Annotated in this window: 9 protein-coding genes; all 9 read right to left on the reverse strand. The window is 39.5% G+C overall.

The window, feature by feature from the left end; all coding sequences use genetic code 11:
• Positions 1–146 precede the first annotated feature (146 nt).
• Complete coding sequence (locus ACZZZC_RS14165; RefSeq protein ID WP_463482635.1) at positions 147–1976, reverse strand: six-hairpin glycosidase; 1830 nt, start codon at positions 1974–1976, stop codon at positions 147–149.
• Between the two features lie 162 nt (positions 1977–2138).
• Positions 2139–3065 carry a glycoside hydrolase family 43 protein gene (locus ACZZZC_RS14170; RefSeq protein ID WP_463482636.1) on the reverse strand — a complete coding sequence of 309 codons (927 nt, stop codon included), beginning with the start codon at positions 3063–3065 and terminating at the stop codon, positions 2139–2141.
• A 358-nt stretch (positions 3066–3423) separates the two neighbouring features.
• Positions 3424–4824 carry a glycoside hydrolase family 140 protein gene (locus tag ACZZZC_RS14175; protein ID WP_463482637.1) on the reverse strand — a complete coding sequence of 467 codons (1401 nt, stop codon included), beginning with the start codon at positions 4822–4824 and terminating at the stop codon, positions 3424–3426.
• 3 nt (positions 4825–4827) lie between these two features.
• Positions 4828–7980 carry a DUF6298 domain-containing protein gene (locus ACZZZC_RS14180; protein ID WP_463482638.1) on the reverse strand — a complete coding sequence of 1051 codons (3153 nt, stop codon included), beginning with the start codon at positions 7978–7980 and terminating at the stop codon, positions 4828–4830.
• A 162-nt stretch (positions 7981–8142) separates the two neighbouring features.
• Positions 8143–9774 carry a pectate lyase family protein gene (locus ACZZZC_RS14185; protein WP_463482639.1) on the reverse strand — a complete coding sequence of 544 codons (1632 nt, stop codon included), beginning with the start codon at positions 9772–9774 and terminating at the stop codon, positions 8143–8145.
• A gap of 1 nt (position 9775) precedes the next feature.
• On the reverse strand, positions 9776–11431 hold the full coding sequence (locus ACZZZC_RS14190; protein WP_463482640.1) for a pectate lyase family protein: 1656 nt from the start codon (positions 11429–11431) through the stop codon (positions 9776–9778).
• A gap of 373 nt (positions 11432–11804) precedes the next feature.
• On the reverse strand, positions 11805–12773 hold the full coding sequence (locus ACZZZC_RS14195) for a hypothetical protein (protein WP_463482641.1): 969 nt from the start codon (positions 12771–12773) through the stop codon (positions 11805–11807).
• 42 nt (positions 12774–12815) lie between these two features.
• Positions 12816–14672 carry a RagB/SusD family nutrient uptake outer membrane protein gene (locus tag ACZZZC_RS14200; protein WP_463482642.1) on the reverse strand — a complete coding sequence of 619 codons (1857 nt, stop codon included), beginning with the start codon at positions 14670–14672 and terminating at the stop codon, positions 12816–12818.
• An 11-nt stretch (positions 14673–14683) separates the two neighbouring features.
• Positions 14684–17860 carry a SusC/RagA family TonB-linked outer membrane protein gene (locus ACZZZC_RS14205; protein ID WP_463482643.1) on the reverse strand — a complete coding sequence of 1059 codons (3177 nt, stop codon included), beginning with the start codon at positions 17858–17860 and terminating at the stop codon, positions 14684–14686.
• Positions 17861–17906 lie beyond the last annotated feature (46 nt).

A 17906-nucleotide genomic window follows, 5' to 3' on the forward strand; every position in this document is an offset into this window, starting at 1 on the left:
AAGACGATGTGATAAATCTCATTAATTGTAAGGCGGTCGTCATTGCGAAGCTGGATTGGTGCGAGCTGAAGCAATCTGATTGATCTAATGAGATTGCTTTGTCGTGCCTCCTCGCAATGACGGTGTGTTTATCAATATTTCCCATCCTAAAACCCTTCCGTTTTTAAATATTTAATTGAATAAACGGCTTCTTTCTTCTCAAATTCTCCAGCATTTTTCAAATCGTAAGTCTGGTCGGCAGGTGTATCCACATTTGGAAAGCGACGAACTTCTCCTGTGCGGAAAACAATACGCGAAACATCAACCACCGGCTGAAAGGCTAAACTTAGCGACAATTCCTTTCCATTAACGGTAAGTGAATAAAACCGCGTGTGGGCATCTAACTTCAATTTGATGTCATAGCTTTTTCCAGCTTCATATTTCATGAAGTTTTTGTAGCGAGCACCAGCTTTTCCACTTAAATTTCCGGCGGTATCAAATGTCAGGCGAACACTTGCCGTTCCTTTTGCATCCTGTAATTCGATCTCTAATAAACCGAAGTTATTTTGCTTTGGTGTAACTGAAAATGAAGTAATTATCTTTTTCGATGCAGGGAATAAGCGTTCGGCTTTTGCGTAATCAAAGGGATCTTTATCTTTCAATATCAAAGCGCCATCTTCCACTTTAACCAGTGCCCAAAGCGGACTATAGATATTCCAGTTTTCGAGCAATTTTGCGCTGCCAGTTTTAGCAAAATCATCATTTGCGTGTTCCATAGCCTTATCTTTTACAGGCAGAGGCACCGAAGAAACCCAAATATCTTCTTTATTCATACTATAAGTTACCCATAATTTGCCATCGGCAGGTTTCCCATTGCCTTCGATAATGCCGCGAACATACTGCGGACCATAAGATTTGTAGTTTCCACCGTACCGCATCGGAGTGATTTCGCCATTGATTAAAAGCAAATTGGTATAATCTAAACCATTTTTACTGGTTGATATGGCTAAGGGCCACCGATATTCCGAAGGATTATAAACAGTTGCGTAATTTCCATCAGCAGTTTTTTGACCCCAAATTTTGGCATTGCTGTTTACAAAACCTGGCGCTCGAAAGGCACTCTCAGGCCAGCTCTTCCCGTTGTCAGCGCTAATCGCGGTCAAAGCATTTTTCCATAAACCGACTACTCTTCCGTCAGGTAGATGATAATAACTAAACGCTTTATACTGTTTTTGCAACGTGATTAGCGGGTCTTTCCTATCTGCTTCCTCGTTCCATTGCTGCGTCATCAACTTATTGGCCAGCAACTCTTTGCAAGCTGCAACGAAAGCTTTATTTTTACTCTTTGTAAAGTATGGATATTTGGTGTTTTTCTCTGTATAACCAGGATTGTAGTGAATAAAATAGATGGGACCATATTTTCCATCGGCCTGAATTTCGCGAACTGCTCTACCAATTCCATGGCCATCGTTAGGGTCATCTTTAGCATCAAAACTGATTGCATAAAAACCTAAAACAAGAAATACATTTTTGGTAGAAACATAAAAACCCATGCGCTGATGCATTACTGCATCTAAATCTTTAGCCACATCGGTTCTGCCTTCTTTTGTGGTACCATCTGCAATTCTGTAAATAGGAAAAATTACGTCTGGCTTAGTCCAGGTATAACCATCCGGTGAAGATTGCAATAAAGTTTGCCCTGGCGGAATACTTTCGCCAACCTTATCGCTTAAGTATTCTACATAAAATTTATTGTTCCAATAGGCCAACATTGGGGCATGGTTATACGTCCAGCCAAAATTTTCGGCCAATTCCGGATGTTCTCTATTTGCCCTGAAAGTTTGAATATTATGTACCCCCATTACCGGCGAAAGTTGCCCATGGTGATAATCTGCGTTCACTAAAGTCTTCCCGGTGTAACGTACTGTATCCTGCGCTTGCAATGTTGATGATGCAAGTGCAAGTGATAAGATGATATATAGTCTATTCAATTTCATTCTTCTTTTATTTTGCCGTCGTTGCGAGTTTTCGATTTGTCATCGAAACGAAGCAATCTTACAACGGGTTTTTTCTCGTTTCGAGCCAACGCTTTAAGATTGCTTCGTACCTCGCAAAGACGAATTTTATTTTGGCTGGTGAGATACCAACCGAAAGTCCTTTTATTTTTTCAATCCTTCAATCACTTTCCTTTTTACTTTAATAATGGTTCCATGTTTATGTCCTTCTGGTACCGACACCTCCGAGGTCACATCTTTAAAGTTTTTAAAATCTGATGTTTTGTAAGCTGAATAAATTTTTTGGCCATAAGCATCAAAATAAATCAACCAATCATTTTTCACTTTAACCACTGTTGGTCCTTCGGTTAATTTCGGACTGAAAGTTTCTGAAACATCTTTATACGGACCTAAGGCATCCTGCCCAAAAGCTACTTTTAAATTTCTGTTCGGACGGGTATTATCCTTCAACACCAAAACATAATCTTTTGCGGCCCGTTTCACAATTACCGCATCAATTACACTGAAACCAGGATCTAAAAACAATTTGGGCTTAGAGAAATTGATAAAGTCTTTGGTAGTAATGCTATACATCCGGTGGTTATTCTCTTCTTCCTCAATACCTTTAGCAAAACGGAATGGAATGGTTGATGCCCAGATGATTACAAATTCGGCCTGCTCCTTATCATAAAAAATTTCTGGTGCCCAAACATTTACGGTTTTAGGCTCACTTTCCATTACCGGCAGGAATTTTTGTTCGCTCCAGTTAATCAAATCTTTCGAGCTGGCATAACCAAAACCTTTGTCGCCTTTCCAGCTGCATGTCCAGACCAAATGAAAAATCCCATCTGGTCCTTGAGCAATGGATGGGTCGCGTAAAACTTTCTGTGTGCCAACCGTAGGTCTTAAGAAAGTTTTATTCAAATCTGTCCAATGGTAAGCGTCGTAACTATATAAAAAACGTAAGCCATCAGTTGCGGGTTCATGGAACGAGGTGAATAAATACCCTTGTTTTGAACAAGACGTTACCACGCACAAAGACAGTCCGATGATGGCTAAACGTAATGTTAATATGAACTTTGCTTTAAACATTTATTAATTTTTATTTTAACTCCGTCTTTCCCGCGTAGGCGTGAATCTTAATGCAATGACCAAGTAATGGTTGCTATCGCTTTAAGATTCCCAATCAAATTGGGAATGACGACCGTTCTTATAACCGCCACTTAAATCACCAACTTTGTCAGTCTGAACACAGTGAAAAATTCCGTGCCGCAGAAAACTACCACCAAATACACCGCCGAACCAAAATGGTGGGTTAGGTTTCAGCAGTACTAATCGTTTTCCGATTTTTTGTACCTCAGAATGACAGCAATTTTGAGGATTGCTGGCTCGTGAGATTGCTTCGTGCCTCGCAATGACGGGCATGTTAGCAATAGCAACAAACCAAACTTCAAACCTTATCCAAAACCAAAACCCAATCGTTACCATTTGCAGGCTTTCCTGGCGGATTGAATTCTTTTACTCCCTTATTCTCAAACTCACCAATTGTGGTGAATTTTCCCGTCCGTGGATCATACCATGAAGCCTTCACCTCATCTCCATCTATTTTGCCAAGCTGTACACTAAAAGTTTTACCCGTGTAGATGTAAAACATTGCGTACTCCTCTCCCCGTGTGGCTAAAACTTTGTTGTATTTTTCACCATTGGTTCCTGCAACCATCGTTTGATCAGGTACCCGATCAAAATAAGAACGTGATAACATTAAGTCTTTCAAAAATTTCATTTGCTGAGCTCCCGGGGCATTTATCGCCGTAATCCATTGATCTTTCGGACCGTAAGCAGGTTTCAAATCAGTTTTTTTGTACATCTGCATCACCGAATTATGGCCATAAGTGTAGCCGAAGGCTCCGGCAAAAACCGACCAATAGCCATATCTTCTTACATCAGCGTCGTTCCAGCGTGGCTGGGTAACATCATGCAATCCTTGCGGAATATCTTCGTATGACGGTTCACCATCAATTGTAGGTTTTGCTGGCTTCAGTTTATAATCGCTTTCAATGTATCTCCAGTTGTCTTCGCCATAATGTAATTTTTCTTTTGCTGAGGTATCTTGCTCATAACGGCGATGACCAGATTGAATCATGTCAAAATCATTCCATTTTGCATCGTGAAACCAAGCCGAAGAAGCAGTTCTTCCCCGTGGGTGAAAAGTGATCAAATGGTTTGGATCATTCGCTCGTAGTGTTTCGCCAATCGCATTCCAAACTTTTAAACCGTCAGTTCCCTTAATATCGCCACCATTTAACCAGATAATATTCCACTTATCACGGTATCTTTTTGCTAGGAATTCAGCATACTTTTTTGCCTGAACCTCATTTACTTTTTTCTCTTTCACATTGGTTCCCCAAACCGGTACAAGCGCCATGTAAAGTCCTTTTTCGGCAGCTTTGTCAACAACATAATCAATATGATCCCAATAATCGTAAGCAGTAGAATCTTTATAATCGTTTTGCTCGGTTAAAACTTGTTTAGAAACATCTTTATTCACCAAAGCAGAATCGCCGTAAATATTTTTAGCAGCCACATCATGCAAAACCATCACCTGAATGACATTGAAACCTTTTTGTTTTCTATCTTCCAGGTAAGTATTGGTTTCTTCCCGATTTAAGCGGCTAAATAATAACCAACCCGTATCGCCCAACCAAAAGAAGGGTTTTCCATCGCCGGTAGAAAAATATCTTCCATTTTCAGAAATCAGTAGACTTTTATCACCAAAATGTGGTTTATCCTTGCATCCAAATGCCAGGATTGATACTAAGAAAACCAGAGATAGTTTAAATTTTAAATTCATGTATTAAATTTTATTGATGATGATTACCTCATCGCCCGTTCCAACCTTATTTAGTTTTACCATAGCCCCTGCATTTATTTTTTCTTCTTTCAGGATCTTTCCGTTTCGCGTATTTAAAACTTTCATACTAAACTTCCCAGCCACTTTACTGAGGTCGAGATTGATTGATTCGCCTGATGCATTGTACAAAATGTAGGCTTTGCCTGTATTTTCCAAGCCATATTGCCCGGCAGATTTACCCGCAGGAAGGAATGCTTTCATAGAGGAAGCGGTGCTTAAGAAATTTTTATCAAACCCTTGAATATTGGAAAGAGAACCGCCAGCCATGAAAGTAGCCCAACCAAAAGAATCGTAATTATCGCCTGAATAGATGACAGCTTTCGCTGGAAACTTTTCCTTGTATTCAGAAACTGCATGGTAAACTTCTTCAAACGAAGTTTTCTTTGGTTTCAACAAGCGGGCATGTTGCCTTGGTGCCAAATTAAGGCCGCCTTTAGGTGCATAAGCAGTTCCATCTGCCTGGTAATGCCAATATCTGATATCGATCAAATCGACCACATCCGCCCTTGTCTTATCGGCCAAGATTGCATCCTGAACATCCTTAGTTACACTTAAACCAATAATCGGATGCTTACCGGTTTCCTTTTCCCATTCTTTAATGGTGTCAATCCAGAATTGTACAAAATGTATCGGACCGGTAAATTCTGCACCAATAAGTTGAATTACACCCGAATTTCCATCAAAGTTTTCCAGACATTTTCTGATGTACGCTTTGTGGATCGCTTTGCGATTTTCATTACTGATATCATAAAACTGTTCAGCCATAAAAATTCTTTTGTCGCCTGCATAAGGTACGGGTTCTGGGAACCCAGTATTATTAATGTTGTTGGCCGTACGCCATGGAAAATCGGCATAATGGGCACCTGCTTCAATAATATTATGCTGAAAATAGTTTTGATGAATCAAGACCAGACTTTTTTGATCGGCAAGATTTGCGAAACTTTTTAGCCTGTCCCAATACCAAAGATTATACTTTGTGATGTCGTACTTACTCAAACCGTCCCAAGCCTTTTCCTGTCCGCTACGGGCGAAAGGCAACTCATAAAATGGCGCCCAAACTTCACCGTCCATTCTGCGAATGCGTTCGTGATCATCTCTCCTTCTATCGTACCATAGCCCGTAATTATGATCCAAAACTTTTACAGAACCATTTTGCATGGAGTCTGTGATCTCGTTCAAATCATCGGTAAGGCCATTTCCTTCACGACCAGGAACGAAACGGCTAGCATGGAATTTTGTTTTCTTCAACCCATAAGGGCGGGCACTTCCATTCCACCAGGGTACATCCTGGCGATTGCCCACCACCAATTCGTTACCGCGAACCAGCCAGCCATTTTTGATGGTCATCGCCTCAGCAAGTGTTGGTTGAATTACTTTCTCTACGCCAATTTTATCAATGCTTTTTGCTTGATTTATATCTGTAGAGATTTTATTTCTTTCTGTTGCCGAATCAATATATTGGGAAATAGTTAATGCAGGTTTATAGGCTAACTTGGTTAATTTTTGCGCCATATCAACAGGTGGGCTGCTCGAAGCTTCGGTTTCTACCGGAAGTAAAAATGTCCTTGCCTCAACTTCACTTCCCAATCGATCTCTAAGTTGTGCATAATACAAACTTCTTGGCTGAATTTGTTCATTCGACATGTCCCAATAACCATTTCCAGAAAACTGTGCCCATGTTCCAAACGCCCAGTTCTGTGCGGTTGGTGGCTGAGGATTATCAACCCTTGCTGCACTGCATTGCCAAAAAACGCTATTAGCGGCGCTCCAGCCGGCACCCTGCCCATCCTGACCACGATTTAAATAACTTAAGGCTTGCCCATCGACGTTTACAATATCGAACAAAACGCCGGATGCCCAGCTATCAATTGTACCGCTGAAACTGAAAGGCAAATAAGATTGGCATTGTACGAAAACATTTGGTCCCGGTGCACAAAAGCCAACCGCAAAATCATGATAACCAAACTCAGCATACAGCCTTTGAAAAAGCGTTTGCTGTCCTATAGTTAAAAATGTATTTCTTCTCTCTCCACCGATCTCTGAAATCGGCGCAAATGATTTACAATCTTCAACAGTAATGCGTTTTGAGGTTTCTAACACATTTACCGCTGAGCCAGCGAAGTGTTCAAAAACAACCTGTCGCACCCAGGCATCTTGCGCATTCTCTAGGCAAATCGCCGTCCAGCGATGGTATTCATCTTTAATATTTTCTTTGTGATAATCGGATTCTATTTTTAAATTTTCAACTCCTGCATTGTTGATTCTTCCATTCCATTCATACTTGGAAACGGTTGCCCCCCCAAATTTCGCGTCTAGTGCAGTTGTAAGCGGCGCATCAAGCGTAATTGTAGAACCGTTTATTGCCGTGATCTTTCTATCCCATCGGATATCTCTTGTCCCGGGTTTCCAACCCAAAGCACTCTCGCCACCGCCAAACTCAGCCGTTTTTAAGGTTTCGATCCATTCTTTTGTGGATGGACGATTAATCAGGATCTGATCGCCGACTTTGAAACCATTAATATTGGATAAGGTGACCTGATTTGCATTTACAGGAACATAGTTATTGGTGATGGCCACTGGATTCTGTTCTGACCGATCATTCCTGCCTAATATTCTGATTACCCCGATCCGATCTAATCCAGTTGCAAAAATTTTCGTGCCACCATCGCCAAATCCACTACCACGAAGAACCACACCTGACGCTGAAATTTTGAGTGTGCCAGCCACCTCATAAGTTCCTTTTTCGAGTAAAATAGCCCCACGCAAGCCATCTTTTCCGATAGGTAACTTTGAAACATAATTAATCGCAGATTGAATTCTTATTGTGGCATCGCCCTTCGAAACCGGAACCACTACTTTTATTGTTGCATCTGGAATTGCTTTTTCACCAGCCATGTAACCTGCGTAAGAAAAATCAGGAATGCGATTTCCCTCGGTATCAGGAGTGTAAGCCAATTTACCATCCTTGCTTTTATAAAGCGGTTTGGGTGGTTCAACTGGTTTTGTTTTTTGGGCAAACGAAAAACTGGTAAACAAAAAAAGTAAAGCCAGAATAGACAGTACTTTAGATTTATATATGTGGTTAGTTTTTGGCATTAATGTTATTCTATTTACGCTTATCGTCATTGCGAGGCACGAAGCAATCTTAAAACTTTCGCTATCGCATTAAGATTGCTTCGTGCCTCGCAATGACGACGCGGTTATATATGGTGCTTAGTATTTTTACTTTTCACGCTAAACTCTTCAATTCAACTCCTTTTAAGGCCTTACCTTATTTACATCAACCAAACTATTTAAATACACCTCGATATTGGCATAGCCTGATTTCGAGATTTTTGCTGCGTCACTGGCATCCTTAGGATTCAATCCATTTTTAGTTTCCCAGGCATCTGGAATCCCATCTTTATCCGAATCGAGGTAAGCTTTACCTTTGTATTCGGGATAACCGCCAACTTGTGCAATATCAGAAATAATTCCTTTTTTGTATGAATCAGCTGGCAAGCGGCGTTTAACATAATTTTGAGCAGCGGGAAGTTTTCCATCTTCTACATGTTCAATTTCACCTGTTGCTACCTGTTTAACGATACGCTTGTCTACCGCATCTCGAACAGGTAAAGATGCACCAGCATTTGCCAGAACATAATCATACGCCTTCTTGGTATCGATGATCGAAATTTTTGCCATGGGAAGTGGTTTGTCAGCACGGATAGAATCTAACAACTTCTGCATATCACGTTTGCTTTCTGGCTGAACGCCCCCATCCCAGTTGTTTTTGGTTACTTTTTCATTGCCTTCAACAATATTCCCAGTCACATAAGCCTTGCCAAACTCATTTTTGAACCTGACGTCTCTTCCCGATTCTGGCTTTAAAATGCGATAAGAAATTGGCTGACCTGCAGGCGTTATTGGACCTGGTTTATAATAATTGTTTACAAAACTATAAAATGAAGCATTGTCGCCACCATCGGCACTTCTATTCCACCAGTTAAAAATTACGTTGTTCGCGAAACCAAAATCACCGTACATGCCAACAGAAGGGTTTCTTGCAATATTCGAAGCCCAAAGGTTACGCATGAAGGTAGAATTTAATCCACCAATGGTACTTCCAAAAGCATGATTATAAGTATCTAAGGCTTCAGAAAAGATCGAATTTTGAATGGTTACATTCACCGTTGGCAATTTTTCTGGTTTTGAACCGTCTTTCGGATCATAAACATGGCGGTAAATAGACATGTTTTCATCTAATCCCCAACTTGCTGAAACGTGGTCAATCATGATGTTTCCAACAGGATTGCCGCCGATTGCGTCATCTCTACGGGTAACATCGGTAGCACCGCGGCGGAAACGCATATAACGAATCACGACATCGTGCGTATTAATCCAAACCGATTCGCCAGCGATACAAACCCCATCGCCAGGTGCACTCTGACCAGCAATGGTAATGTATGGCGCCCGAATAATCAGGGGTGTTTTTAATTTGATAATTCCTGCTACGTTAAACACAATAATGCGGGCACCACCTTGTTCGCAAGCTTCACGTAAAGTTCCTTTACCTGAGTCTTCCAGACTGGTCACTACATAAACTTTTCCACCTCGGCCGCCAAAAGAATAAGCTCCACCACCTTCAGCACCTGGAAAAGCAACCATTTTTGCCTGAGGTAAATCACTTGGTTTTGCAGCCCATGGAATATAAGGTTTGCCTTGCTTCGCCTCAGCATCAACGATAGGTTTTACTTTAAGAAACTGTAATTCCGATTGCTCTTCAATACTTTTTAAAAGTGAATCGGCTCTTTTTTCCATTGCTTCGGGTATAACCGGGTATTGCGCAAAAGCAACATTCCCGATACCACATAACACAGCAATGCTAAAAATAGAATTCCACTTATGCATATTAGTTAGGTTTTACGGTTGAAACATTGACAACACTGTTCAAATAAACTTCGATGTTTGAATAGCCACTTTTGGAAATTTTTGCAGCGTCAGATGCATCTTTAGGGTTTAATCCGTTTTTTAATTCGTATGCATCTGGCATACCATCGTTATCAGCATCTTTGTAAGGCGTACCTTTATATTGTGGATAACCACCCACTTGACTGACATCGGTGATAATACCCATTTTGTAAGAATCTTTTGGTAAACGACGGTGTTCAAAATCTTTCTCTGGTAACTTTACCCCTTCAATAAAATCAATTTTACCAGTTGTAACCTGCTTAATTACCCTTGTATCCACCGGATCTCTTTTTGGTAAATTAGCACCAACATGGGTAAGTACGTAATCTTTGGCTTGTAAAGTTGGTAGAATGGTAATTTTTGCCATTGGAAATGGCTTTCTCACCCTCATTGCTGCAAAATATGGAGAAGCCTGCTCAAATGTCATTAGCTCGCCTTTTTTATCTTCAAGCTGCACACCACCATCCCAATTATTTTTAGTTACTTTTTCATTTCCTTCGATAATGTTTCCTTCTACGTAGGCACGGCCGAAAACCACATAAGGCAATTTACTACGACCGCTTTCTGGTTTTAAAATCCGGTAGCTGATCGGTTCTTTTAAATTGGTAACCGGTCCGGGTTTGTAATAGTTATTTACGATATTAAATAACGCAGTGTAATCTCCACCATCTGTAGAGCGGTTATTCCAGTTGAAAACTACATTGTTTGCGAAATTGAAAATTCCATTCCAACCAATTGAAGGATTTCTGGCACCATTATCGGCCCAAAGGTTACGCATAAAAGTACAGTTTTCACCACCTAAGGTACTACCGAAAGCGTGGTTCCAGGTATCCAATGCTTCAGAGAAGATTGAGTTTTGAATAGTGATGTTCACCGTTGCTAATTTGTCCTCGATTTTACCCGTGCTATCATTGTACATGTGGCGGTACATCGACATATTCTCATCTAAACCCCAACTTGCCGAAACGTGGTCAATCATAATGTTACCTACCGGATTTCCACCAATCGCATCATCCCGGCGACCCACGAAAGTTTCACCCCTTCTGAAACGCATGAACCGAACAATTACATCGTGTGTATTTAACCACACCGATTCTCCAGCCACGCAAACGCCATCACCAGGGGCGGTTTGACCTGCAATAGTAATATAAGGTGCACGAATAATTAACGGCGTTTTTAATCGAATGATACCAGCAACGTTGAAAACAACGATACGGGCTCCACCTTGCTCACAGGCATCGCGTAACGAACCCGGACCACTATCGTTCAGATTTTTAACTACAATAACTCTTCCACCGCGACCACCAAAACTGTAAGCGCCACCACCTTCAGCACCCGGGAAGGCAATGATATCCGATTGAGGTAAGTCAGTTGGACGACCAGCCCAAGGAATATAAGGCTTTCCTTGTTTAGCTTCCTGCTCGATAATGGGCTTAGCTTTCTCCCAAGCAACGTCTGATTGATGATAAGCAGCTTTCATCATCGAATCTGATGCTTTTTTAACATCAGCAGGAATGTTGGGGTATTGCGCAAAAGCCGAACCAGCGGAGAGAATTAATGCTGATGAAAATAGTAGGTTAAAAAAGTTTTTTTTCATATTGTTTTGCTCCTAAGAAAAGCAAAGAATTGAAGCTAATATCTTTAACTGAAAAAATATTAATAAACGTGGCTCATTTCTTTGTCAGTTCAAATAAAAAATTTTGGTTAGAAAGTATATTAAAATTTAAAGTTAACCGTAATATGTGGCTGTTTTGTGCAACATTTTGACTTAAAAGTATATCATATTAGCAATAGCTAAAGAATATGCATTTAAACCTGACTGTTATAACTTAGCCACGATACAAGGTAGAAATAATTTTCATATATAAATGTAACATTCTTAAATGAAAAAGGAAGCACTCGCTGCTTCCTTTTTTCAAACCAAATATATATAAAATTATGGCGGTGTTTAGCCGCCAGAAAAGGCATTTTTATCGTTGCACTTTAACACTTACGTTAATGAAAGGTTTCTTCTCAAAATCTAAGGCAACCACATTAATATACATAATTCCATATTTACCTTCCGGAGTTAAAAAAAATACAGCGCTACCGGTATTAAGACCATTGGCTAATGTGGTACCAACAGTAGCATCCAAATTGATAGTTCTTGCTTTAGCTAATGTTTCTACAGTGGAGCCAGATACTGCCCCTGTTAAAAATGCTGTAGCTTGTCCCGTTATAGGTGCGCTAAATTTTGTTGTTCTTTTAGGTGTCCAAGTACTGATATCATAAACACTCAATGGATTTACAGCCACACTCGGAGAATATAAATTATAAGTATACGAAATCGCTGATGGGGTGGAATTTGAGGCTAGTTTTCTATAAACTCCGAAATCAATGTTAGCTGAGTTTGAAGCACCATTAGTATAACTAAAGCTTGAGGCATCTCTTAACGAGAAAAAGCTAGGCAATGACTTTCCTACTGAATCTGGAAGGTAGATGGTTCTATTGGCATAAACCATATAACTTGGATTCACCTCAATAGTTACACTCTTTTTTCCATCACCAATAAAAATCCCCTTTTGATTTAATGCATAAATCCGGTAAGTGGTTTTTCCATCACGAGCCATCGTTAATTTAATGATATCACTAAAACTTCTGCGCTTAGTCGGATCATTGATTGAAATTATGGTACGCTCGGGCGTTTGTGTTCCAGAAGATTTCTCTATGGTATATGAATACATATCCTCAGATGCTGAATTGATAGTGAAATCAATCCAAACCTCATCTTTATCGTTCACCAATTTGTAGTCGGTTACGCAACGGGGATCGCTATTATTATAGGTTACGGTTACATCCGTAAACATGGTAAATATATTTTCTGATTCCTTTTTACATGAAGCAAACAACAATATGCTTAATGCAATAAAGAATAACTTGTGAATATTTTTAGTTTTCATTTTTGAATTTTTAAAACTGATAATGAATTTAATATTTCCTAATTAATCTAATGGATCAAAAGTTCCACCCGGCCAACCGATTGTTGTAGCGATATTGGCACCAAAATTCACAAAATCACTATGGAAAGTGTAGAAATAATGAAACTCTGGAACATTATAAGGCAAATATGTTGCATTGGTCAGAGTAACGGTTCTAAAATATCTATTATAAGTAGTTTTATCGTTAACATTAATGGTTTCTCTAAACATAACGCCGTTCGTAACTGTTTCAAGCGTAGTTTTATCAGCCGCAGATGCCAATTGAATTTCCAATTTTGCCATACTTCCAGTTAACAGGTGCATGGTGCGAGATCTTCTCAAATCAGCATTGCGTTTGTTTTCGAAAGCAAATTCAATTTGTCTTTCATTTAAAATTAAAGTTCGTAAATCAGCAGTACTACCGGCTAAACCTAAGCCATAATCAGCATCTCCAGCCACCACACCCGCTCTAACACGAATTTGTCTAACCAAATCTTTTGCTCCTGCGATATTTCCTGTTTCATTTAAGCAATCGGCATAATTTAGCATTACTTCGGCGAATCTTAATTCAATCCAGTCCATTCCACTACCGCCTAAACCATTATTATAAGCAACTGCGCCAGCAATTAAACCAGGTGTAGTGAAGCGCTTAACATAAACAGCGTTACCATTTGATTCGTTTACTGCGGTATTGTAGGTCCACTGTTTTCTTGTCGCATTTCCACTTAATGGATAAACGCTGCCGTTGTATGCAAAAGTAGCTTCAAATCTCGGGTCTCTATTTTGCCAAAACATAGTTGCATCATAAGGGAAAGCAGTAGAAGTATTTCTAGGTTTACCATCCCTCATTGGGTATGCATCTAACATTTTTGTGGTAGGTGTATAGAATGAGCTATAAGATCCACCTTCAGAACTTGGTCTGTTTCTTGATTCACCATTGTGCCCTCTGGCATTAACTGTACTGGAATAGGTCCTAACCAATATCGCTTCCGAATTTGCAGTTCCTTCAGTACGGAAAATATCAAGATAATTTGGCATTAATCTTTTGCCGGCTGTAACAGCTAAATCATAAGCCTCTTTATTTGCAGTTAAAGCATCTGTCCATCTCGCTGCTTGATAAGGATGTTTAGCATCATTAGTTGGATTAAATTGCGGACTTGCCCAATAAAAAAGAACTTTAGCCTTTAAACAAGCTGCAATCAGTTTGGTAATTTTACCTCTTCCATCTCCATCACCAGGATTAAAGCCTTCCAACATTTGCATAGAAGTATTTAGATCAGAAACGATTGCATCAATACATTCTTTTGCACTCTTTCTACCACCCATGTATACCGAATTTTCCAATTGCTGCTCTAAGATAAGTGGAACACCACCATAAACTTTTACCAATTCAAAATAGGTCATCGCTCTTAAGGCATAATATTGACCTAATAAAATACGCTGTCTATCTGCTGGCATCTTACCCTTCGGTACGTTAGTAATCGCATCATTACATCTGGCAATATCCCAATATTTATTATCGCCCGGATTTCCACGATACTGATTTCCTGTAAATCTTACGTCATTAACTCCTAAAACCCCAACCAAACCCAATGCTGCTTTAGCATTGTCATTACCATCTGGAAAATAACTTTCATCACTTGCTACATGAACACCATAACGATCGGGTAAAACCTGTAATGGAAACCAAGGCATAACAACATCATACACTCTATTTAAGTGCAGTTGAACAGATCCTTCATTATCCCATATTGCAGCATCTATACCTTCGGTATCTGGCAATAAGAAAAATTCATCTTTATTTACACATGCAGGTAAAGCAGCTGCTAATGCAAAAACTAACAATGCTTTATTTATATTATTTTTAATTTGCTTAATCATTACTTAAAAGATTATAAGTTAACAGTTAATCCCAAAGATATTGTTCTCAACATTGGATAATCGTAAGCACTTGAAGTGTACGGATCCTTATATGGTAGTGGATTGATAATTGTCCACAAATTGTTTCCGGTTAATAGCAGGCGAGCACCACCAATACCCAATTTATTCGCAAAAGCAGTAGGCGCTTTATAGCTCAAAGTCATAGTATTGATACGGATCATCGTACCATCAACTGCCCAAAAATCAGAATTCCTGGTTAATGCAGGATCATCAAAACGAGGGAATTTACCTTCCATTGGATTTTCAGGTGTCCAGCGATCTTGCCATATAGTCAACACATTTCTAGCAGCTGATGGTGCAATCCTAGCCCTGCTATCGTAAAATACTTTGCCTCCAAAACGTGCATTAATATTGGTATTTAGAGAAAAGTTTTTATAAGTTAGATTGAGTGACAAACCAGTTCCGAAGAAAGAATTAGTATTTTTATACAACGGTACCATATCACTATCCGAAATTACACCATCCCCATTAGTATCTTCAAAATACAACCATCCTGCTTGAGGGATCACATCATATACTCTGTAATTAGGATACTTAGCCATCCAAGCATCCACTTCGCCTTGAGTTCTAAACATACCTAACGATCTTAAACCGATATTACTAGATGAATATACACGAGGATCGGTACCGAATTGTGTTTGCCAATCTGGTGCTACATTATTAATTAACTGACCTGGAGCATAAAGTGTTCTATTAACCACTGAGTTACCCCAACCAAAGTTCATGCTTGCACTTAAATTCCAATCGGTAGCTAGTTTGGCTTTGTAACCAATGCTAAATTCTGATCCCCAGTTGTAAGTTTCTCTATAATTGACAACTGGTGCAGCTGTACCGAAGTAAAGCGGAAAAAGATTATTTCCTCCTAAATCAAATGCATCGTAATTGCGGTTTTGGAAAACCTCTACGCTAAAGTCGAGTTTATTATCAAACATCGAAGTTTCCAAACCAATGTTGATGGTTCTTTTTTTCTCCCAGGTAATGTCTGGGTTAGCTAAACGTGATCTGTTTAAACTATTTTGATTCGCATTTCCATATAAATAACCGTTCGTTACATCAATCAAAAATCTATCTTGCCATAAACGTACACCTACTCTATCATCACCTGTAATGCCGACATTTACTTTTAATTTAAGAAAATTAATAAACTTTAGATATTCGGCATCTTTAAAGAAATTCTCCTGGCTTACTACCCAGCCTAAACCTGCGTTTGGTGAAACACCCCAACGATTTCCAGTAGCAAAGTTAGAGGATGCGTCTAAACGAGTGATTACTTCCAAAAGATATTTTTTATCGAAATCGTAATTGAAACGACCAAAGAACGAGCGTTTTGATACTGCTGTTCTAGCCAAACTTACCTGCGTCAGTGTCGTAGCATCATATGCCCAATACTGATCGATATTGGGAATTAATTGATTACTGTAACGAACTGTAGATTGTTGTGTAGTACCTTCACTTTGCTCACCACCAACCAAAAGGTTAACTGAATGCTTAGCGATAGTTTTATTATATTGTAAAGTAAAGAAACCTTGATAACTACTATTTTCTCCTACAGCAGGTGTAATGGTTGATCCTATTGCAGTAGTAGGTTCTATATAACCTGAAGTGGGTGAAGTATTAACCAACTGATCGGTAAATAATTGACCATTGTTACCTGTTCTAACAAAATTACCCTGTCTGTAGGGTGGGATATACTGTGTGCCTTTTGAAGAACCACTTGACTGTGAAATCTGCAACTTAGCTGAAAAACCTTTTAAAAAAGTTGGTTCGTAGGTAACTGCAGCATTTATGCGGTAGTTTTTTGTGCTACTATTATTGTAATATCCCGATTCCACCACGGCTCCTGGATTTATCCTGCTATTATTAGCATTAAAATCAACATAAGTGCCGTTAATACTGATAGGTACCCATTTTGGAATACTCACAATTCTTTCGAAAAATCCGGCATCACTATCTGTAGCATTATGATGTTGTTCTCTCGTATTATAGTCAACATTAAAATTAATATCTGCTTTCAAGCCATTGGCTATGTTAGCTACTACACCACTTCTAAAACCATATTTATCAAACTTCATACCTGCGTAATTAGCATTCTCACTTTGATAATTACCACCAGCAAAAAAAGTAATCTTATCACTACCGCCAGAGATGCCTACATTATGTCTTTGCATGGTTGATGCCTGCCAAACTTCATCATACCAGCTTTTGTAATTTAGTGTTTTGATATAGTCTAAATCTGCTGGTAAGAAGAAATTCGAAAGTCCTGATGCTGGTCCATTCTGATAACGGTATGTATCGTTCAATAGCACTGCGTGATCATAGGCAGACAACATTTCTGGTACCTGCGCTGCATCTGATATACCCAAGTAACCATTGTAGGTTAAACTTGGCTTACCAATTTTACCTCTTTTAGTAGTAACTAAAACCACACCTTTTGCACCCGCTGCTCCGTAAATAGAAGCAGAGGCATCTTTTAAGAAGGTTAAATTTTCCACCATTGATGCGTCAATATTATCGAATGCATCTCTCGTTACGGTTATCCCATCAACTACATAAAGGGGTTCGTCGGTTGCGCCGTTTAATCGTGCTTGGTCCGATACAGTCGAGTTCCTAATATTTAATGTGATTGGAGCGCCAGGCCTACCTGATACCTGTCCTACACCAACACCCGCAATTCTATTCCTTAATGCGCCAGCTAAATTTGGTGCAGGAACATCTTGAATTTCGGCACCGGTGATAGTTGCTACCGAACCAAGTACTTCACTACGTTTTTTTGTACCATAACCAACTACTACAACCGCATCGTTATCCAAACTTTGAGCATCTTCAACGAAGCTAATGGTGAGGTTTGTTTTGCCGGCTAATGGCACTACTTGCCTTACATAGCCGATATACGAAAACACCAATGCATCAGTAGCAGGATCTGCAATTAATGCAAAATCCCCTTTATCGTTGGTGCTTACATTGTTGGTTTTACCCCGTATTCCTACAGTCACTCCAGGAAGCGGTTGGCCGTCCTTTTTATCAACAACCTTACCAGTAATTTGTCGCTGCTGTGCAAACAACGAAGTACTGATAATTGTCATGAGTGCTAATACCCAAGATAATTTGCGTAAAAATTTTAAGTTCATATTTATTATTTGGTTAGTTTTTAATACTAATTACATTCAATTGAGG

The organism is Pedobacter sp. AC212, from assembly GCF_979258625.1.

Bases quoted from the DNA above. Each gene is read 5' to 3' on its own strand.
- ACZZZC_RS14165 (WP_463482635.1), bottom strand. From the start codon at position 1,976: ATGAAATTGAATAGACTATATATCATCTTATCACTTGCACTTGCATCA.
- ACZZZC_RS14170 (WP_463482636.1), bottom strand. From the start codon at position 3,065: ATGTTTAAAGCAAAGTTCATATTAACATTACGTTTAGCCATCATCGGA.
- ACZZZC_RS14185 (WP_463482639.1), bottom strand. From the start codon at position 9,774: ATGCATAAGTGGAATTCTATTTTTAGCATTGCTGTGTTATGTGGTATC.
- ACZZZC_RS14190 (WP_463482640.1), bottom strand. From the start codon at position 11,431: ATGAAAAAAAACTTTTTTAACCTACTATTTTCATCAGCATTAATTCTC.
- ACZZZC_RS14175 (WP_463482637.1), bottom strand. From the start codon at position 4,824: ATGAATTTAAAATTTAAACTATCTCTGGTTTTCTTAGTATCAATCCTG.
- ACZZZC_RS14200 (WP_463482642.1), bottom strand. From the start codon at position 14,672: ATGATTAAGCAAATTAAAAATAATATAAATAAAGCATTGTTAGTTTTT.
- ACZZZC_RS14180 (WP_463482638.1), bottom strand. From the start codon at position 7,980: ATGCCAAAAACTAACCACATATATAAATCTAAAGTACTGTCTATTCTG.
- ACZZZC_RS14195 (WP_463482641.1), bottom strand. From the start codon at position 12,773: ATGAAAACTAAAAATATTCACAAGTTATTCTTTATTGCATTAAGCATA.
- ACZZZC_RS14205 (WP_463482643.1), bottom strand. From the start codon at position 17,860: ATGAACTTAAAATTTTTACGCAAATTATCTTGGGTATTAGCACTCATG.